Origin of the sequence: Cellvibrio polysaccharolyticus (genome assembly GCF_015182315.1) — a bacterium.
In the GTDB taxonomy this organism is placed as follows: Bacteria; Pseudomonadota; Gammaproteobacteria; order Pseudomonadales; family Cellvibrionaceae; genus Cellvibrio; species Cellvibrio polysaccharolyticus.
The window spans coordinates 186,749-205,406 of sequence record NZ_PRDL01000001.1 but is presented as its reverse complement, the minus strand read 5'-3'; the positions used below and the strand labels follow the sequence as shown (position 1 = coordinate 205,406).

General features: G+C 55.8%; 21 protein-coding genes. 12 read left to right on the top strand and 9 right to left on the bottom strand.

Annotation, left to right across the window (positions count from 1 at the left end):
* Positions 1–54 precede the first annotated feature (54 nt).
* The 3 genes from dcm to C4F51_RS00880 all read left to right on the top strand — a co-directional run bounded on the left by dcm (position 55) and on the right by C4F51_RS00880 (position 2,111).
* Positions 55–1,320 carry a DNA (cytosine-5-)-methyltransferase gene (gene dcm / locus C4F51_RS00890; protein ID WP_193906310.1) on the top strand — a complete coding sequence of 422 codons (1,266 nt, stop codon included), beginning with the start codon at positions 55–57 and terminating at the stop codon, positions 1,318–1,320.
* A gap of 7 nt (positions 1,321–1,327) precedes the next feature.
* The gene (locus C4F51_RS00885) at positions 1,328–1,780 is read left to right on the top strand and encodes a very short patch repair endonuclease (protein WP_193906308.1); all 453 of its coding nucleotides are present in this window, start codon (positions 1,328–1,330) and stop codon (positions 1,778–1,780) included.
* A 76-nt stretch (positions 1,781–1,856) separates the two neighbouring features.
* Complete coding sequence (locus C4F51_RS00880; protein WP_193906299.1) at positions 1,857–2,111, top strand: hypothetical protein; 255 nt, start codon at positions 1,857–1,859, stop codon at positions 2,109–2,111.
* Positions 2,112–2,132: 21 nt separating this feature from the next.
* On the opposite strand, the gene C4F51_RS00875 is transcribed toward C4F51_RS00880, so the two are convergent.
* A complete protein-coding gene (locus tag C4F51_RS00875; protein WP_193906298.1) occupies positions 2,133–2,360 on the bottom strand; it encodes a hypothetical protein in 228 nt (75 codons plus the stop codon).
* Between the two features lie 113 nt (positions 2,361–2,473).
* On the opposite strand from C4F51_RS00875, the gene C4F51_RS00870 reads away from it, so the two are divergent.
* Together C4F51_RS00870 and C4F51_RS00865 are read left to right on the top strand one after the other, a co-directional pair.
* Positions 2,474–2,713 carry a helix-turn-helix domain-containing protein gene (locus C4F51_RS00870; RefSeq protein ID WP_193906297.1) on the top strand — a complete coding sequence of 80 codons (240 nt, stop codon included), beginning with the start codon at positions 2,474–2,476 and terminating at the stop codon, positions 2,711–2,713.
* Between the two features lie 155 nt (positions 2,714–2,868).
* The gene (locus C4F51_RS00865) at positions 2,869–4,011 is read left to right on the top strand and encodes a PA0069 family radical SAM protein (protein ID WP_193906296.1); all 1,143 of its coding nucleotides are present in this window, start codon (positions 2,869–2,871) and stop codon (positions 4,009–4,011) included.
* 18 nt (positions 4,012–4,029) lie between these two features.
* Here the strand turns inward: C4F51_RS00865 and C4F51_RS00860 are convergent, their stop codons facing one another.
* Positions 4,030–4,629 carry a TetR/AcrR family transcriptional regulator gene (locus C4F51_RS00860; RefSeq protein ID WP_193906295.1) on the bottom strand — a complete coding sequence of 200 codons (600 nt, stop codon included), beginning with the start codon at positions 4,627–4,629 and terminating at the stop codon, positions 4,030–4,032.
* 263 nt (positions 4,630–4,892) lie between these two features.
* Here C4F51_RS00860 and C4F51_RS00855 point away from each other — a divergent pair, with 263 nt between their 5' ends.
* Complete coding sequence (locus C4F51_RS00855) at positions 4,893–6,059, top strand: MFS transporter (RefSeq protein ID WP_328701279.1); 1,167 nt, start codon at positions 4,893–4,895, stop codon at positions 6,057–6,059.
* Positions 6,060–6,132: 73 nt separating this feature from the next.
* On the opposite strand, the gene C4F51_RS00850 is transcribed toward C4F51_RS00855, so the two are convergent.
* The gene (locus tag C4F51_RS00850) at positions 6,133–6,936 is read right to left on the bottom strand and encodes a helix-turn-helix transcriptional regulator (RefSeq protein ID WP_193906293.1); all 804 of its coding nucleotides are present in this window, start codon (positions 6,934–6,936) and stop codon (positions 6,133–6,135) included.
* Positions 6,937–7,033: 97 nt separating this feature from the next.
* Between C4F51_RS00850 and C4F51_RS00845 the strand changes: the two genes are divergently transcribed.
* Positions 7,034–8,485: an MFS transporter gene (locus C4F51_RS00845; protein WP_193906291.1), complete on the top strand. Its 1,452-nt coding sequence runs from the start codon at positions 7,034–7,036 to the stop codon at positions 8,483–8,485.
* Positions 8,486–8,669: 184 nt separating this feature from the next.
* On the opposite strand, the gene C4F51_RS00840 is transcribed toward C4F51_RS00845, so the two are convergent.
* The 3 genes from C4F51_RS00840 to C4F51_RS00830 all read right to left on the bottom strand — a co-directional run bounded on the left by C4F51_RS00840 (position 8,670) and on the right by C4F51_RS00830 (position 11,674).
* Positions 8,670–9,734: an alkene reductase gene (locus tag C4F51_RS00840; protein WP_193906290.1), complete on the bottom strand. Its 1,065-nt coding sequence runs from the start codon at positions 9,732–9,734 to the stop codon at positions 8,670–8,672.
* A 103-nt stretch (positions 9,735–9,837) separates the two neighbouring features.
* Complete coding sequence (locus C4F51_RS00835) at positions 9,838–10,707, bottom strand: SDR family oxidoreductase (protein WP_193906288.1); 870 nt, start codon at positions 10,705–10,707, stop codon at positions 9,838–9,840.
* A 34-nt stretch (positions 10,708–10,741) separates the two neighbouring features.
* Complete coding sequence (locus C4F51_RS00830; protein WP_193906286.1) at positions 10,742–11,674, bottom strand: NADP-dependent oxidoreductase; 933 nt, start codon at positions 11,672–11,674, stop codon at positions 10,742–10,744.
* A gap of 106 nt (positions 11,675–11,780) precedes the next feature.
* Here C4F51_RS00830 and C4F51_RS00825 point away from each other — a divergent pair, with 106 nt between their 5' ends.
* Entirely contained in the window at positions 11,781–12,662 is an 882-nt protein-coding gene (locus C4F51_RS00825; protein WP_193906284.1) for a LysR family transcriptional regulator, read from the top strand.
* Between the two features lie 21 nt (positions 12,663–12,683).
* On the opposite strand, the gene C4F51_RS00820 is transcribed toward C4F51_RS00825, so the two are convergent.
* Positions 12,684–13,547: a LysR family transcriptional regulator gene (locus tag C4F51_RS00820; RefSeq protein ID WP_193906282.1), complete on the bottom strand. Its 864-nt coding sequence runs from the start codon at positions 13,545–13,547 to the stop codon at positions 12,684–12,686.
* A 229-nt stretch (positions 13,548–13,776) separates the two neighbouring features.
* Between C4F51_RS00820 and C4F51_RS00815 the strand changes: the two genes are divergently transcribed.
* The 3 genes from C4F51_RS00815 (at position 13,777) to C4F51_RS00805 (ending at position 15,788) form a co-directional block, all read left to right on the top strand.
* Positions 13,777–14,172, top strand: a complete 396-nt coding sequence (locus tag C4F51_RS00815) for a DoxX family protein (protein ID WP_202987574.1) — start codon at positions 13,777–13,779, stop codon at positions 14,170–14,172.
* A 13-nt stretch (positions 14,173–14,185) separates the two neighbouring features.
* Complete coding sequence (locus tag C4F51_RS00810) at positions 14,186–15,100, top strand: pirin family protein (protein WP_202987573.1); 915 nt, start codon at positions 14,186–14,188, stop codon at positions 15,098–15,100.
* Between the two features lie 334 nt (positions 15,101–15,434).
* Positions 15,435–15,788 (top strand): MmcQ/YjbR family DNA-binding protein, encoded by a 354-nt coding sequence (locus tag C4F51_RS00805; RefSeq protein WP_193906280.1) that lies wholly within the window; start codon positions 15,435–15,437, stop codon positions 15,786–15,788.
* Between the two features lie 292 nt (positions 15,789–16,080).
* On the opposite strand, the gene C4F51_RS00800 is transcribed toward C4F51_RS00805, so the two are convergent.
* A complete protein-coding gene (locus C4F51_RS00800; protein WP_202987572.1) occupies positions 16,081–16,344 on the bottom strand; it encodes a hypothetical protein in 264 nt (87 codons plus the stop codon).
* 72 nt (positions 16,345–16,416) lie between these two features.
* Positions 16,417–17,298, bottom strand: a complete 882-nt coding sequence (locus tag C4F51_RS00795) for a LysR family transcriptional regulator (RefSeq protein WP_193906278.1) — start codon at positions 17,296–17,298, stop codon at positions 16,417–16,419.
* 134 nt (positions 17,299–17,432) lie between these two features.
* Between C4F51_RS00795 and C4F51_RS00790 the strand changes: the two genes are divergently transcribed.
* Positions 17,433–18,635 (top strand): MFS transporter, encoded by a 1,203-nt coding sequence (locus tag C4F51_RS00790; protein WP_193906276.1) that lies wholly within the window; start codon positions 17,433–17,435, stop codon positions 18,633–18,635.
* Positions 18,636–18,658: the final 23 nt, after the last annotated feature.

Sequence of the window (18,658 nt, the reverse complement as noted above, 5' to 3'; positions counted from 1 at the left end):
ATCATGGGACATTTTTAGGCCATAGTGTCCGGAAATTGACCCAGAGAAGCCGGTATGAGCGAATCACCCACCATCAAGCTGCTGCAGGAAGCCCGCGCGCGCTACAGCCAACACGAATTGGCTGACATGTTGGGGGTGGATGCGCGCACCGTGCGGCGCTGGGAAGTTCGCGACCATGAGCCACCGGCCTACCTCGCCGATGCGCTGCGTCAGCGCGTATTGCCACTGGCGCCCGATACACCGACAACGCCACCCGCTTTCACCTTTATTGATCTGTTCGCCGGCATAGGCGGTATCCGGTTGGGCTTTGAAAGCATTGGCGGCCAATGTCTGTTCACCAGCGAGTGGAACCCCTTTTCGCAAAAAACCTACCTCGCCAACTTTCCGCCCCATCGCCAGCACCAACTGGCGGGTGACATCACCAAAGTGACCGAACAGGATATCCCTGACCATGACGTACTGCTGGCCGGTTTTCCCTGCCAGCCGTTCAGCATTGCCGGCGTTTCCAAAAAGAATGCCATGGGTCGCCCGCACGGCTTTGCCTGTAATACCCAGGGTACGCTGTTTTTCGATGTGGCCCGGATTATTGCCGCCAAACGCCCGGCGGCATTTTTACTGGAGAATGTGAAAAACCTGCTGTCGCACGACAAGGGCAACACCTTCAAAGTGATTCTGGAAACGCTGCAAGGTGAGCTGGGTTATGAAGTGCATTTCAAGGTGATTGATGGCAAACACTTTGTGCCGCAGCACCGCGAACGCATCATGATTGTCGGCTTTCGCAAGCCCACCGCATTTGCCTGGAATCAGGTAGATCTGCCAGCCGTGACCGCCCGGCTGGGCGACATTTTGCACCCGCAAAATGGCAGCGAAACCGCAGAGCCACCTTACACCGATGGCAGCAAAGCGGCCATCAATGCCAAATACACCCTGTCTGAAAAGCTCTGGAATTACCTGCAAGGCTATGCCGAAAAACACCGCGCCGCCGGTAATGGTTTCGGCTTTGGCCTGGTGACAGAAGAGAGTATTACCCGCACCTTGTCGGCACGTTATTACAAGGATGGCTCGGAAATTCTGGTCTCCCAGGGAAAACGCAAACGCCCGCGCAAGCTGACACCCCGGGAGTGCGCCCGGTTAATGGGCTACCCGGATACTTTTAAAATACCGGTAAGCGATACCCAGGCTTACAAACAATTTGGTAACAGCGTAGTGGTGCCGGTTATCGGCGCCGTGGCCAAGGCAATGCTGCCTTATATTCGCGAATTAACCACCCAACCGGCACGCAGGAAAAGCAAAAAACTGCCCGCGACTACCGGGGCCTGACCGGGCGATGGATATTGTTACCCCGCCCAAACGCTCGGCCATGATGGCGGGCATTCGTGGCCGGGATAACCGCTTTGAAGTGTTTTTGCGCAAAGCGCTGCATCACGAAGGCTTTCGCTACCAGCTGTACCGTAAAGATTTACCGGGCAAACCTGATCTGGTGTTTCCCAAATACCGGGCGGTGATTTTTGTAAACGGTTGTTTCTGGCATGCCCACCATTGCCATCTGTTCAAGTGGCCATCTACCCGGCCCATTTTTTGGCAAGAGAAAATTGGCCGCAACCTGGAGCGGGATCAGGAGAATATCGCCGCCTGCGAGGCCGCAGGCTGGAAAGTGCTGGTGGTGTGGGAGTGTGCCTTTAAAGGCAAAACCCGACGAACACCGGCAGAGATTGTACAAACCACCAAAAATTGGTTGCAATTTGATGCCAACAGCGCCGAATTGGAAGGTTACCGATAGCCCTGGCGCATCATGGTTGCATTCATTTTTTATAAAGGGTCTGGCATAACAGACCACTGTAGAAGGAGTTACACCTATGAGCAAACCGGATCAACCCCAGCAGCCTGTCAGTGTGGATTTGCTGTATTTTTATGACGATTTCGTGGATTTTCAAAGCCGTTGTGCCTTTTTCTGCGATGCGACGACGGCACTGATGAAGAGCGATCAACCGCTCGACAAAGCCACGCTCGAAGGCATGCACCAGCACGCCGGGCAGATCAAAGCCGGCCTTAATACCCTCAAGCAGCAGCTGCAGCAACTTCGCCACAAAGCCGAACAGGCGGAAGATTGAACCTTCCGCCTTCAAGGGGCGTTATTGGAAAAGCCGATCCAGCAATTGTTGGAGCTCGTCGCAGTGTTCTTCAAGAATAAGGGCGTAGTGCAAGCGCACGTTGCCATGCACAGGGTGGGGCTGGCTGTTCAGCAAGGTATGGGTTACGCATAAGGCGTGGAGTTTTTGCATTTGCAGGTGGATGCGATCTTCCAGATCCTGTTTGTGTGGCAGGGGATTTACCGATTTTTCCGCTATTACCGTTTTCATCTTCCTTCGCTCTCCCTTTCGTTGGTCAGATAAGACACAACACGAAGTCTAGCTTCGTTACGGTATAACTTCAACCTCAATACCATGGCTTATCCCATGAAAAGGAGTCTGGTATGGAGCCGTTACGAAAACAATTTGGCCGTCGCGTACAACGTTTACGCATTGAAGGGAAAATCACTCAGGAACAACTGGCTGATCAGGTGGGTGTCACCATCGAGTCTATTAGCAATATTGAACGGGGCATCCATGGCCCATCGTTTGATAACCTGGAAAAAATTGCTCGCGCCCTTCAAGTCCCGGTTTACCGGTTATTCGAATTTGATCACCCGGATCACCTTCGCCCCTCCGATTGATTGCTGTCAGCCCCGCTGTTTTCTTGCTCACCGCTATAAGGGGTGAGCGTTATTGCTGGTAAAGGCGCGACCCTGTTGTAAAAACAGCAGCTCGCGCTTGACCGCAAAACCGCTTCTGCTCACAATACTGTTTTTATATACAGTATTGTGCCGCCATGTCCTACGAAGACGACTACTCCCAGGAAACGCCATGGATTGTCGCGCCCACCCGCGCCATCAAAGGCCGGGGTGCGACCGTTAATATCACCGGCCGTTACGAAGTGCAGCACAGCGAATCAGTCGATGACGGCTGGTGGCAGGAGGACGACGATGCGCCGCCGCTAAAAACCATCGTTACACCCGAAGTGGCCAAATCTATCATCAGTTATAACCGGTCGCCGGATGTTCCCTTCAGTGCATCGCTCAACCCCTACCGGGGCTGTGAGCACGGCTGTATTTATTGTTTTGCCCGCCCGACCCACAGCTATTTGGGGCTTTCTCCCGGGCTGGATTTTGAAACGCGCCTCTACGCCAAGACCAACGCGCCTGCCTTATTGCGCCGTGAACTGGCCGCTGACAACTATCAGGTTACGCCGCTGGCGCTGGGCGTAAATACCGATGCCTATCAACCCTGCGAACGCCAATGGCAACTCACCCGGCAGGTGCTGGAGGTTTTGCTGGAGTGTCGGCATCCGGTGGGGGTTATCACCAAATCCACGCTGATCGAGCGTGATATCGACATTTTACAGGCACTTTCGCAACATAATCTGGTCGTGGCGGCTATTACCATCACCACCCTGGATCATTCCATTTCCCGCACCCTGGAGCCACGCGCTGCATCGCCCACCCGCCGTTTGCAAATGGTAGAAAAACTGGCCAGCGCCGGCATTCCGGTCACCGTCAGCGTTGCCCCGATCATTCCCTTTGTAACCGAACAGGACATGGAAAAAATTCTTGAGGCTGCTGCCAACGCGGGTGCCTGCGGTGCCGGCTACACCATTTTGCGGCTGCCCTGGGAGGTGAACCCGTTATTTCAGGAATGGCTGGAAGCGCACTTTGCCGAACGTGCGCAGCGGGTGATGAACTGCGTGCGCGACATGCACGGCGGCAAGGATTACCGGGCAGAATTCGGCAAGCGCCGACGCGGCGAAGGCATCTGGGCCGAGCTGATTCAGCAGCGTTTTAAAAAAGCGGTGCACCGCCTCGGCCTCGACCAACAAAGCCATTTTCAAGGCATGAACCTCAGCAGCTTCCGCAAACCCCGCAGCATCCCGGTGGCCGCTGAAAACACCAAAGGGCAGTTGGATATTTTTGGTTAGCGCGTTCGGTAGCCGGAATCAGGAGTTGACCCGCAAGCCGCGTAACAGCAATTCCAATGCAGCAACGCCTTGCACGAGACGCGCACCGCTATCAATGCTGTTGGAACGGGCATCTGCAACCCAGAAAGCTGCTTCCACCAGACTGCCGTAAATCAGTGAGGCCAGCACCTGCGAATTGACCTCGGCCACTTTGCCTTCCCGGATCAGGTTGTCGATCAGCTGTTGCATTGACGTAATACAATGGCGCTGGGATTCCGGCGAGGCGCCACCCAATACCGCTCTGGCATCACGCAACACAATTCGCTGAAACTCCGGCTCCAGGGCTATCTCCAGGTAGCTGCGACAGCGACGGCAAAACCCTTCCCAGGCATCGTCAGCCGCCTCGGAAATAGCCCGCAAGCGCGCGTCCATCTCCGCGTCCATTTGATCTACCACCGCCGCCAACAAACCTTTTTTATCCCCGAAATGATGATAAAGCGCGCCACGGGTGAGACCGGCCTGCGCGGTGAGGTCATCCATTGACGTGTCTGCATAGCCGCGCTCGCTGAACACCTTGCGAGCCGTTTGCAACAAGCGGGCACGGGTTTCTTCCATTTCCGCTCGGGTACGACGAACCATCTGCCCCTCCTTACATACAAAACGTATGATTATTTACATTCAGCGCGTATGTATATATGATTTTATTCATACGTCATGTATGTATTGTCACCGCACCCGCCATCCAGAGGCAAGTAAAGGTTCCTGAAGTGAGGTGTGTTCATCGCTTTCGGGACCCGGCCATTGCCGATGACAACGACAACGTCCGTTTTTTATTGAAAGGATCAGCACCATGAATTCATCTTCAAACGCCGACGCCCCGGTTCAACGGCCCGTGGCTGGCGGTGGCCGCCGTGGGCCTGGCGACCTTCTCGGTTGTGACAACGGAAATGCTCCCGGTCGGGTTGCTGACGTCCATTGCAAACACCCTGGAGAGTTCAACAGGAACCGCCGGTTTGATGATATCGCTCCCGGCACTGCTGGCAGCCTTGTTTGCACCCCTGGTCGTGATAGCTTCCGGTGGTATTGATCGGCGCAAGATTCTCTGTGTTCTGCTGGGTTTGTTGATGATTGCCAACATTGCTTCAGCACTGGCAGCCGATATGCGCTGGATGCTGGCCGCTCGTATTCTGGTGGGTTTTTGCATGGGTGGTATCTGGGCGATTGCCGGTAGTCTGGCTGCTCGACTGGTTCCGGCCCGGGCCATTGGCCTGGCAACGTCGATTATTTTTGGCGGGGTCGCGGCGGCTTCCGTTCTGGGGGTACCGCTTGGCGCTTTGATTGGCGACTTCGCCGGGTGGCGCTGGGCTTTTGGCGGCATGGCCGTGTTTAGCGGGTTGGTGCTTGTCTTTCATCTCGCGGTGATTCCCACATTGCCTGTGGCCAGCTCGGCAACCTTGCGCCAATTTGGGGAGCAGTTGAGTAACGGCAAGCTTCAAATAGCACTGGCCTTAACGCTGTTGTTAGTAGCCGGGCACTTTATGGCCTTCACCTTTGTGCGCCCGCTGCTGATATCGGTGTCGGGCTTTGAGCCACAATGGATCGGCGCGCTGCTATTCGTTTACGGCATCGTAGGCATTGCCAGTAATTTCCTCGCAGGCATTGTTGCCGCACGACACATCACACAGACGCTGCTGATCATCGCGCTGGGGCTATTGCTAACGCCGGTGCTGTTTCTCACCATCGGCGGCTCCCTCGCGGGCGGTGGTGTGGCACTGCTGGTTTGGGGCCTGGCCTACGGCGGTGTATCGGTTGCGTTGATGACGTTGATCATGAAGGCCGCCCCGCGTGCCATGGAAATCGCCACCGCGCTCTACGTCGGGATATTTAATATCGGCATTGCACTGGGTGCCTGGGCAGGCGGGCAGCTCGTCGATGAGCGGGGTTTATCCAGCAACCTCTGGTTAGCCGGGGGATTTGCAACAGCGGCTTTGCTATTGACTACCCGGGTGGGGTGGAATGAGCGGAAGCAGAAATCGGCTTGCTCTCCTGCCAGTGCAGCCGAAAAATGACTGGGTCTGTAAATCGGCTATCTTCGAAGAAAATAACCGAAATAACCCTGTAACTGAAACAAAAAAACATCAGTTACGAGGCTGTTGTTACTCCACCTTGTTCCCTCGCATAAACTACCAGACGGAGGTGCCTGTCTTCATCGACGGTGAGCGATGTGTGCTCAAATGCCAGCGGCTGGTCGTCGATGAGCAGCTGGCGAACGCCCGTGCAGGGTGCCTGTACCTCATGTTGATGCCACCAGCGTTTGAAATCCGGTGATACCCGCTCCAGATCATTTATCAGTTCGAGAAGGTCAGCTTCCTGGGTAGCACGGGCAAAGTCGCGGCGAAAGGCCGACAGCATTTGCGGCGCCTGTTGCTGCCAACCGACAAATCGCTCAATCAGTAGCGGATCGGTGAATAACAACCACAGCAAATTGCGCCGTTCCGGCGCATGCGTACCGAAGCCGAAAAGCTGGTCAGCAGAGGCGTTAAAGCCCAGCACGTCCCAGCGCAGGTTGATGACATAAGCAGGATGGGGCAAGTCGTGCATCAGGCGGCGCACCAGCGGTGGCAATACACACCAGGTTTTGCCCGGTTCTGCAGGCAACCGCTCATGGGCCAGCAGAAACAGGTGGCGGCGCTCGGCGGCATCAAGCTTTAACACCCGTGCCAAATTGTCCAGAAACGCCGCGGATACACCGATATCCCGCCCCTGTTCAAGCCAGGTGTACCAGGTCAACCCCACACCGGCGAGTGCCGCCACTTCCTCGCGGCGCAGCCCGGGCGTGCGCCGCCGTGTGCCGCTGGGCAAACCCACATCGGCGGGTGACAGGCGCTCACGGCGCGCCCGCAAAAAAGCCGCCAGATCAGGACGTGTTTTTTCCATGGTACGCATGGTGACTCCATTACTTTAAGTAATAGCATAAATGGTTAAATTGTAATTGCTTAAAAAGACTTTGAGAATGATCGCGTCTTCATTACGGATACGCAAGATGAACTCAAATTCCTGCACGCCAACACTGCCTCCAAACGCCATCAATAACCCGCCCTGGCTGGGTTTATCTGTGCTGCTATTGGCAGGCTTCGTCACTATCTTCGATTTGTTTGTGGTCAATGTCGCCATTCCGAGCCTGCAGGCCGATCTGGGCGCCAGCTTCGCGCAGATTGGTTTTATCGTAGCCGGCTATGAACTCGCCTTCGGTGTGTTGCTGATTACCGGCGGGCGGCTGGGTGATTTGTTCGGGCGCCGTCGTCTGTTCGTCACAGGCATGGCGGCATTCACGGCGGCCTCTGCGTTGTGTGGGCTGGCACCGGATGCCGGCTTTCTGATCGGCGCACGCATTTTGCAAGGCATGGCAGCGGCTTTGTTGTTCCCGCAGGTCTATGCCTCCATCCGCGTCAACTTTAATGGCAATGACAGTCGCCGCGCTTTCGGGTTACTGGGTATGACGTTGGGGCTGGCAGCCATTGCGGGTCAAATACTGGGCGGTTGGCTGGTACATGCCAATCTGTTCGGCCTGGGCTGGCGCAGCATCTTTCTTATCAATGTGCCTATCGGCCTGGCTGCCATTGCAGCGGCTCGCTATATTCCCGAAACGCGCGCGCCGCAAGGTCCGACGCTGGATTGGCCAGGCGTACTACTGGTCAGCAGCGGGCTGGCGCTCCTGCTGGTGCCCTTGATTGAAGGACCAGGGAAAAACTGGCCAGCCTGGAGCCTTGCAGCTATGGCAGGAGCTTTGGTGTTACTGATGGTTTTCTACCACCAGCAAGAACGGCGTCGCCGGGCAGGGTATTTGCCCTTGGTGGACATGCAGCTATTGAAGCAGCGGCGATTCGCGTTGGGAGCGCTACTGGTATTGATGATCTACTCCACCTCCAGCTCGTTTTTTCTGTGCTTCGCGCTGCTGGTGCAATCCGGCCTGGGGCTTGACCCGTTTCTGGCAGGCAGCATTTTCGCTCCGTGCAGCCTTGGCTTTGTCGTTGCCTCACTACTCGCGCCACGTTTGGTTGCCCGCCGGGGAACCCCTGCCATTGTCGCTGGCGCACTGGTCTATGCCGTTTCTATCGGGTTGCTGGTTGTCCAGGTGTGGGCGGCGGGTTCGGCCTTGAAGGCGACTCACCTGATACCAGTGCTGGTCGTGGTGGGAGCGGGCCAGGGATTCATCATGACGCCCTTGCTGAATCTGGTACTCGGGTTTGTACAGGAAGCCCGGGCAGGTATGGCATCAGGCGTTATATCAACCCTGCAACAGGTTGGTGCCGCGTTGGGTGTGGCTATTGTCGGCATATTGTTCAGCACAGCACTGGGGTCAGGCACTGGCGCCAACCACTACATCTCTGCCTTTGTAGCAGGAATGTTATACAACCTGGGCGCTGCGCTGCTGGTGGTGATGTTGCTACTGATGCTGGCAAGGACGCAAGATTCAGAATTTGCCAATCGCTGACGGCGAAGACATGCGAGCCGATTCTGACTCAACAGCTTTTTAAGCATGAATCCCGGCAGCTTCTGTAAACCCGAAGCATTTTCGTCGCCCGGAAGAATTCGGGATGGCAACTGGATATTTTCAGGTAACAAGCTGCCATCGGGTTGGCTGACGCCCTGCGTTCAACGACCAGTGCTTGGTAACATCAAGCTGATCCCAACGCGGGATAGTCGATATAACCTTCCGCGCCGCCAGCATAAAAGAATTGCGGCCGCACTTCGTTAAAGGGTGCGCCCGTTTTCAAGCGCGCGACGAGATCCGGATTGGCCAGCGCCATCGCACCTAACGATTCGATATCGGCAATTTTTCCGGCTACGTCCGAACCAATCTGCTCGCGCTTGCGACCAGGACGATTCACCATCAGTACCCCGTCAAACCCCTTGCGGATATCTGCCAGTAGCGCTTCGTTGCCGGCGTGGAGAAGGTGCAGGTAAGCGATGCCGATTTTGTCGAACTCAGCCGCGAGGTAGCGGTAAAGATCATCGTTCTCCTGCCCTTCAATAATACCGCCGGTGGGGAACCCCGGTGATAAGCGGATGGCGGTCTTTTCAGGGCCAATCGCATCAGCGACCGCACGCACCACGTCGATAGCAAAACGGGCACGGTTTTCCAGTGAGCCGCCGTATTCATCGCTGCGCTGGTTGGCATTCGGCGCGAGGAACTGATGCACCAGATACCCGTTCGCCCCGTGGATTTCCACACCATCCGCCCCCGCTTCGACGGCACGTCTGGCAGCTTGTGCAAAGTCGGCGAGGGTTTGCTTGACTTCAGCGGTCGTCAGTTCACGGGGTTCGGGAATGGCCTGCATGCCTTTCATGGTGAACATGTCGACACCGGGTGCAATCGCCGAAGGAGCGACAGGTTGCCGATGATGCGGCGTGTTGTCCGGGTGCGATATACGCCCTACATGCATCAGCTGCACAAACAGGCTCCCGCCAGCAGCATGGACTGCATCCGTAACCTTGCGCCAACCGGCAACATGTTCGTCGGTGTAGATTCCAGGCGTGGCAAGGTAGCCTTGCCCATCGTCGGAGGGCTGTGTGCCTTCGGTAATCAACAGGCCAATGCTGGCGCGTTGGGCATAATATTGCGCTACCAAATCGCCTGGCGTTCCGTCAGGCTTTGCCCGGCTGCGGGTCATTGGTGCCATCGCCAGTCGATGTGGCAGTTTCAGCGCGCCCACGTTAATAGGGGACCATACATCACTCATTTCATATCTCCTTCAGTGCATATTGAAAAAGGAACGCCCGGTTCCGCCTTGGACTTCACCGGGCCGCTAGCCGTCGAACAGATTACGGCTATGTTCCCGATGGTTAAGCCGGGGTTGCTACCTCGGTGGCGAAGTCACGATAGGAACGCAGGGGGCGGCCTAAAAGTGTGGTCAGGCGCTCGACATCGCCAGCCTCGGGAATCATGCCCACGGTGAGGAAGCGCTCGGCCATCAAACGCATGTCGAAGGCCATCCAACCCGGCATGAACTGGCGGAGATTCTTTTCAAACCCGGCGGTGTCATCGCCCGGATAAGCAATCGGGCGCCCTAACACTTCCGACCAGATTGCGGCGACATCGGTGCCGGTCAGCGTATCGGGGCCGACCAGGTTAATGCGCTCAATGGGCAGCGGAGCAGCAGCCTGTTCGCGACGGAGCAACTCAATGGCCGCCACTTCTGCAATGTCTCGTGTATCGACCATCGCCAGCCCCTTGCTGCCGATTGGCATCGGATAGATACCGTATCCGGTCACGACGTCCTTAACCGAAAGATCATTATTGATGAAATAGGCGGGGCGCAGGATGGTGGCATTAAGCCCCATTTGTTCGATCATCCGCTCCACACCGAACTTGCCTGAAAAGTGCGGCACGTTCAGATATTGCTCACCATTAAACACCGACAGATAGACGATCCGCTCGATGCCAGCTTCGCGGGCAATGTTCAGCGCAATCAGTGCCTGGGTGTATTCGTCGGGCGCGACGGCATTGAGTAGGAAGAGCGTCGATACACCCGAGAAGGCACTGCGCAGCGAGTCGACATCCAGCATATCGCCCTTGACGATGCCAACGCTTGCCGGGAAATCGGCCTTGGACGGGTCGCGGACCAGTGCGCGTACATCAGCACCGCGCTTGACGAGTTGTTCCACAATTTGACGGCCAACAGTGCCGGTAGATCCAGTAACGAGAATAGTCATGATGGTAATCCTGATTGAGGTGGTGATCGGTTGGTTAAGCGGAAAGCGTTACAACGGTTTTGCCGGGTTGGGAATGTGTTCGGTGGCGTTCGATGGCGGCGGGCAGCTCGTCAAAGTTCACGACAGTGCTGACTTTGGAGCGCAAGCGACCCTGTACTACGTCTTCAGCGACTGCTTGCAGGTGTGCGGCATCCGGGCTGTTTTGGAACCAGAAGCCGCGACGGCCCACCGGGGTGCTTGCCACAATATTGGGTGATGCTGCGCTGACGATGGCACCATTTTTAGCGAGGACGGCCCACGAGCGGCTTAATACCTCGCCACCCGCGTAGTCGAGTACGAGGTCAATATCGCTCACCCGATTTTCAAACTGCTGCTGGTCATGGGCGATGACATGATCCGCACCCAGGCCACGAACATAGTCGATGTGATTGCTCCGGGCAGTGGCATACACCACGGCACCCGCCTGATGGGCGTACTGCACCGCAAAACCACCCAGACCACCGGCAGCACCCTGGATCAGAATGCGCTGCCCGAAATGAAGGGGACCAGCAAGATGGAGGCTTTTCCAGGCTGCAACCGAAGCGATGGGTAAGGCCGCCGCGTCCACGAAGTTCAAAGCGTCAGGCATCGGACTGAGATTGGCCTCGTTCACCGCCACCAGATCGGCGTAAGCGCCTAATCCGCCGATGGATCCCATGACGCGATCTCCCTTGCGGAACCGGGTTACGCCCGCGCCCACCGCGTCGACAATCCCGGCGAGTTCGATACCCAGAACGGTCGGCAGTTGCAGCGGAAAAGCCTTCTGAAGAAGGCCTTCGCGCAGCTTCCAGTCCACGCCATTGACGCCAGCAGCCTGCACGCGAACCAGTACTTGACCCGCTCCGGCGGCTGGTGGCGCGATTGACGAAATGCCAAGGGCATCAGGGCCGCCGTATTCGTTCAGTACCAAGGCACGAATGCTATTCATAAAAACACCATTGAGGTTTGGGTTGCGTAGGGCCTCACAATAGTGTGTTTCATATTGAGTGCAAAGACTCTACAATTGATACACACCGTATCAAAGTTGAGACACCATGGATCTAAACGCACTGGGAGACTTTCAGTTGGTTGCCGCTCACGGCGGTTTTGGAAAAGCCAGCCGCGCCAGCGGCCGATCCAAGGCCACCCTGTCACGGCGTGTCGCCGATCTTGAGGAAGCCTTGGGCATTCGGCTTATCGAGCGAGGCACCCAACGTCTGGAGCTGACCGAAGCCGGTCAGCTGTTGCTGGGCAGAACAGAAGGGCCGATGCATGAGGTTGCTGAAGCAATCGCGGCGGCGCGTGACAGCCTTGCTGCGCCGCGAGGCCGCCTGCGTGTGGCGGCACCGCTGCTATTTTCGCAAGTAGCGCTGGGACGGATTGCCGCACAGTTTCTGGCGAGCTATCCGGAAGTGCAGATTGAAGCCGTGGCGGAAGATCGGATGGTCAACCTGGTGGATGAACATTTTGATGTTTGCATCCGTATTAACCCTGCCAAGGACAGCAACCTGGTTGGGCGGTGTTTCGCCAAAGACAGACTGGTGCTGGCTGCTGCCCCCTCTATTCAGATGCCGGTGGGACACAAAGAAACCCCTTTTCGGGTTCCGGCCGTCGTTACGCCCTCCTATCGGGATGGTGATATCTGGTCCGTCAACAACGATCAATTCACCATCCAGCCACAACCGGTGCTACGTCTGTCATCACTGCTGATGGTGCGCGACGCCATCGCTGCCGGTGCCGGTGCGGCCATGCTGCCGCAATCCATCATTAGCCAGATGCTTGAAAAGGGCACTCTGGTGTCATGGGGGATTTCCGGTAATGAAGTTGAGCTTTGGGTTTTACACACCTCTCGCCGCTTGCAAAGCCCCAAAGTTCGAGCCTTCGTGGACTTTATGTGCACCCGGTATCCGACTGGATCTTTCGTTGTTCAATCTTGAAAATGCGCCAAACGTGCCATGTTAACCAAGGCGTTCTATCAACAGATCAATCAATGCACGGATCTTCCGGGGAGGGTGCGCGGTGGGTGGCCAAACGACGTAAAGGCCTGCTTCCGGCGGGGGATAACGGGTCATGATCCGTTTTAAAGCGCCGGATGCCAGGTGATCGGCAATGAGAAAATCCGGTAGCGCAGCAATGCCAAGTCCAGCGAGCGCAGCGGTGGCGAGTGCCAGGCCGTTATCGGCCTTGAAGCGTCCACGCGGGTGAATGGTAACTATCTTGTCACCGTCCATAAAACGCCAGCTTTCTGTGCCTTGTAAAAGGGCGTCGTGCGCCAGTAGCGCCTCTGGCGTCTCGGGTTCACCGTGTTCGCGCAGGTAACCGGGAGTCGCTACCAGGCTGCCACGCATTGATACCACACGGCGCGCAATCAGACTGGAATCGGCGAGATAGCCGAGACGGATGCCGCAGTCAAAACCGTCAGCGACCAGGTCGACGTAACGGTCCGTGTAGCAGGCGTGCAGCTGCAACGCCGGATGCTGGCGCGCCAGTTCCGCGAACACCGGCGCCAGGTGACTGGGGCCGAAAGTCAAAGGCGCGGCAATACGCAAACGACCGCGTAAATCCCCACCGGGGAAGATCATCTCGTGTGCCAGGTCCAGTTCGGCACAAATACGTGCAGCATGCTCACGAAAAGTTACGCCAGCCTCGGTGATGGCTGCACCGCGGGTGGTGCGAGCAAGCAGTTGTATACCCAGCTCTTTCTCCAGCCTGATCAGGCGCCGACTAACGATAGATTTGGCGATGCCAAGGCGTCGGGCGGCTGGCGATACACCACCGGCGTCCGCTACTTCAATAAATGTCCGTAGATCCTCGATTTCCATAAGCGTCCCCCATTCTGCAACACTGATTATCACTTTTGGCGCCTAGCATACCTCCATCAGGAACACTATTGTGTGCTCCAACAGCGACATGTGAATAACTTCCCTGGAAGACGTCCAGGTTTTCCCCAGGTGGGTCGTTTTCAACCGCTGCGACATACCGCTCGGAAGAGCCTTGGTGTGAACGAGCCAGGTTCACCCACCCCATCACTTCTATTTTTCAAGGTATCAAATGATGAATATTTCCTCCCTGCCTGAACAATCCCCGACCGGGCGCTTCACCCGAGGACTGTCCTGGGTGCTACGTCTCATCGCGGCAGCCGCATTCCTGGCGGCCGGAATTGCCAAGCTGATGGGCGTTCCGATGATGGTCGGGGTATTTGATCAGATCGGCGTTGGCCAGTGGTTCCGCCTGGTCACCGGTGTGATTGAAGTTGTCGGCGCGCTCACCTTACTGCTCCCGATAACGGTGGCTATTAGCGGCGCACTGCTGGCGGCAATGATGCTCGTCGCGGCCGGCATCCACCTGTTTGTTATCGGTGGCAGCCCCGTACCGGCGATTGTATTGATGCTGATCACGGCAACCGTCGCCTGGCTGAATCGCCAACACTTTATCCGTCTGGATTGAGGGGGAGCACACCATGAACAAGCGTTCAACACCCGCGATGAATGCACCGGCATCCTTGCCGCGAAGCATCGTTCATCACCGACGGAGCCACGGCCTGACCGGCCCCATCACGCGACTCATGAGCCCCTCTGATCTGGGGCAGGCCCTGAAGCCGTTTGTTTTCCTCGACATCTTCGACGCGCAGGAGTCCACCATCCACGAAATGGCAAAGATGCCGCTGCATCCTCATTCCGGCATAGCGACGGTCACCGTCTTTACCAAAGGCAGCATGCACTACGACGACCCGACCAGCGGACGCGGTCGGATCGATTATGGTGGCGTGGAGTGGATGCGAGCCGGCATTGGTGTGTGGCATGGCAAGGAAATGACGCCTCCTGTCGATGTATCCCACATCCAGGGATTTCAATTATGGCTGGCCCTGCCTGCGGAGTTGGAGCTTGCGGAGCCGCAAAGCCAGTACATTGAAGCAAACGAGATGGTTAAAGTAGGACCCGCGCATGTGGTGATCGGATGTTACGACGGTATCCAAAGCCCTGTTGATGCCCCGGACGGCATCAATTACCTGCTGGTGACACTGCCCGCGGGAGAGCGCTGGACATATCAACCACCCGACGGCCACACGGTAGCGTGGTTGGCAGTGGCCAGCGGTATGCTTGATGCAGGCGCTTTGCTGCAACAAGGTGACATGGTGGTCTTTGCGGATGACGGTGCCCCCATCTCGCTTGAGGCTCAAGGGCAGGAAGATGCTGTCTTTGTACTCGGATCGGCAAAACCGCATCCGCATACATTGCATTTGGGTCACTACTCCGTGCATACCACAGCACCAGCTCTTGCTAGGGGTGAAGCGCGCATTCGTGAGCTTGGAAAAAAGTTGAAAGCGGCAGGTGATCGTACTTCCCCGTCTGGCACGATTCCGGTGTTCAAATAAGTCTGACGTTTTATCACTGTGGTCTGAAACCTTCACCTTTCAGACCACATTGAAGCGCACATACCTGAGCGGTAAATAAGAAGAATGGGAAATCAACACCGCAGGTCGCTCCACTACAAAAAGATGGTGCGACTACTCTTTACCAACAAGCTAACGATGAAATTCACCATTTCAATCAGAACGGCTATCAGCTGATTGCTCTGTAAAAAATTCTCGGTTAAATCAATTTGTCAAAATATGCTGAAGATATATTTCAAAATCAGGTCTATTTTTTTGATAGCAAATTTTTTAATTCCGGTTCCGAATACGCCACCGGCGTTACAGTGAGAGACAGATGAACAGAGAACAATTGTTTTACCTTGTCAGAAATCAGTTCGGCATAGAACCTGACTATCCGTGGCCGAAATTTCCTGAAAACGCCGTACTGCGACATGCCAACAACCGTAAATGGTTCGGCCTTGTCAGCCGTATTCCCGGTGAAAAATTGGGATTAACCAGAGAAGGGCCGGTTGAAATTATTAATTTGAAAGTCAGGCCGGAGCTGGTGGGTTCGCTGCGTCAGCAAGCCGGTATTTTCCCGGCGTGGCATATGAATAAAGAACATTGGATAACGGTGACGCTGGAAGGACCACTTTCAGATGAACAAATCGTTGAGCTGGTGAATGATAGCTATGCGCTGACAAGGTAAAGTCATTTCTCTTCTGTGAAAATTTTAAGATTTTTTTTATTCGATCATTAAATATGGAACGGGGCAATCTCGCACCTGCCATACCGTCCCAGTCACCATCAGTAATTGGTGGAAAACCTGAATCTACCAGACCAATAACTGAATAATTTTTTCAGCAATCTGTTCGCGGAAAAACTCATCGCGATCTTGAAACGCCAACGGTGATGCATCCGTTATCGTTTAACCCATCGCCTGAATTCGTATTCCCGTTTCCATCCCGCGCCCACATAAAAATGTCTTTCTTAATTTCAACTCAATTATTGTTGATTGGGTCGTTTTCCAACCTGTCGGGATTTTGCAATGATTTTTTCTCATCAGATGCCAACCTGCGCTCTACCTTTTTCACATCCTCAGCTGCCGGGAGGTTCTCGGGCTGGATACCACGACTGAGTAAAGTTTGTCGCACCGCCTGGTTGTTGGTGACGTGCTCGCTGGAAATGTGTTTTTCACTTTGCATCTGTTGTGTGCGGGCATTGTGAATGGTGATTTCAGTAGCGAAATCTTTGGCTTTGAGCACGATGGTGGGGGCAAAATCGGCCAGAGGCCGGCTATATTTTTCTCGTTAAATCACCGAACAGGCAACGTTTCTCTACAGCGGAAACAAATTCTCCACAATAAAATCCACAAACACCCGGATGCGCGGCGAGAGGTGGCGGCCGGAGGGCCAGAGGATGTTGAACACCATGGGGTCATGATTGAAGTCGTCCAGAATGGTGACGAGGCTGCCTTGTTGCAGCTGACGCCGCACGGCGAGTTCCGGTACGCAGGCGATGCCCAGGCCGCTTTCGGCAAAACAGATCTGCGGGTCGAGGGTGTTGGTGACCATGCCGGCTTTTAAAATAATGCCATCTTCCACACCGCCCACCGGCCAGGCAGCCAGTTTGCCGGTACCGGGATAGCGATAAAGCAGGCAGTCGTGGTTATTCAAATCTTGCGGTTGTCGGGGTGTGCCTTTGCGCTCGAAGTATAGCGGCGAACCGACCAGCACTTTGCGACACGAGCCGATACGCCGTGCCATCAGCCTGGAGTCCGCCGGTTCGCCGCTGCGAATCACTGCATCAAAACCTTCCTCAATCACATCCACCAGCCGGTCGGAATAATCGATATCCAGCTGAATGTCCGGATACATGCGTTTGAAGGCGGTGAGTTTCGCCATAAAAAACGTACCGATGGAGGGCAGGCTGATGCGTAATTTCCCTTTCGGCACACCCTGGGTTTGCGACAGCTCGGCCTCGGCTGATTCCAGCTCACAAACAATGCGCCGGCAGCGCTCCATAAACAAAACCCCTTCCGGGGTGAGGTTGATGGTGCGTGTGGAGCGATGAAATAACCGCACCCCCAAACGGGTTTCCAGCCGCACAATCGCTTTGCTTACTGCCGATGCCGAGATACCCAGCTTTTGACCCGCGAGGGTAAAACTGCGCATTTCAGCCGCCCGCAAAAACACGTTCAATGCCCCCAGGTTATCCATTGCTCTCTCTCATTGATGACATTCAAGTCATAAGTATTTGGAACTACAGCCTGTTTTTCATCGGTAGTTTACCGCTCACACTGCGCGGCCTGTGCGGATTTGTTATCCGCTCGCTGTTTAACCGAGGAAAATCAATGACCCACACCAACACCCGCAGCGGCCAAGCCGCTGACCGATTACCCTGGATGGCCCTGCTGGCGCTGGCCATGGCCGGTTTTCTGGTGCTTTTAACGGAAATAATCCCCGCTGGTATGTTGCTGCAAATGAGCCAGGATATCGGCGTATCTGAAGCACTGACCGGACAGCTGGTCACCATTTACGCCATTGGCTCCATTGTTGCGGCCATTCCGCTGACAAGTGCCACGATGGGCTGGCGACGCAAACCGCTGTTAATCACGGCGCTTTGCGTGCTACTGGCCTTTAACACACTGACCGCGCTGACCACCGATTACGCCACGACCATGGTGGCCCGCCTGTTCGCCGGTATGGCGGGCGGTTTGTTGTGGGGAATTATGGCGGGCTACGCCCGGCGTATGGTTCCTGACCATCTGAAAGGACGCGCCCTGGCGGTAGTAGGGATAGGTGCACCGCTGGCACTATCAATGGGTGTGCCGCTCGGCACGCTGCTTGGAACCACGCTGGGTTGGCGCTGTACCTTCGCGGCGCTCTCGCTGCTCACCTTGCTGGTGATTGCCTGGATTGCCATTTTCGCGCCCGATTATCCCGGCCAGACAACAGAAAAGCGCTTGCCGTTGCGACGGGTTTTCCTCACGCCGGGCGCGGCTGCCGTGATGGCGGTGCTGGTATTGTGGGTGCTTGCCCACAACGTTCTCTACACCTTTATTGTGCCTTTTCTGTCACCCGCAGGCATGGCCGATCAGATAGGAATGGTGCTATTGGTGTTCGGCATTAGTTCGGTCGCCGGTATCTGGCTTGTCGGTTTGTTGATTGACCGCATGCTGCGCAAACTGGTGCTACTGAGCCTCCCGGGTTTTGCGCTGGCCGCCTTGATGCTTGGCCTGGCGAGTTCGCATGTGGCCATCATTTATCTCGCGATTGCCCTGTGGGGTTTTACCTTTGGCGGCTCGCCAACGCTGTTACAAACCGCATCCGCCGACACTGCCGGGCAGGGTGCTGATGTGGCTCAGTCCATTCTGGTGACTTGCTGGAATCTGGCGATTGCTGGCGGTGGGATATTGGGAGGCGTTCTTTTGGAGACGTCAGGCGTGGTGTCTTTTCCGTGGGCGCTACTGATATTGATTCTGCCAGCGGTGTTGATTACCTGGTATTTCCGGCAACACGGGTTTGTGGATAAGTCGGTGCGGTTTTCGGATTAATTCCGGACACAAAAAAGGCACAA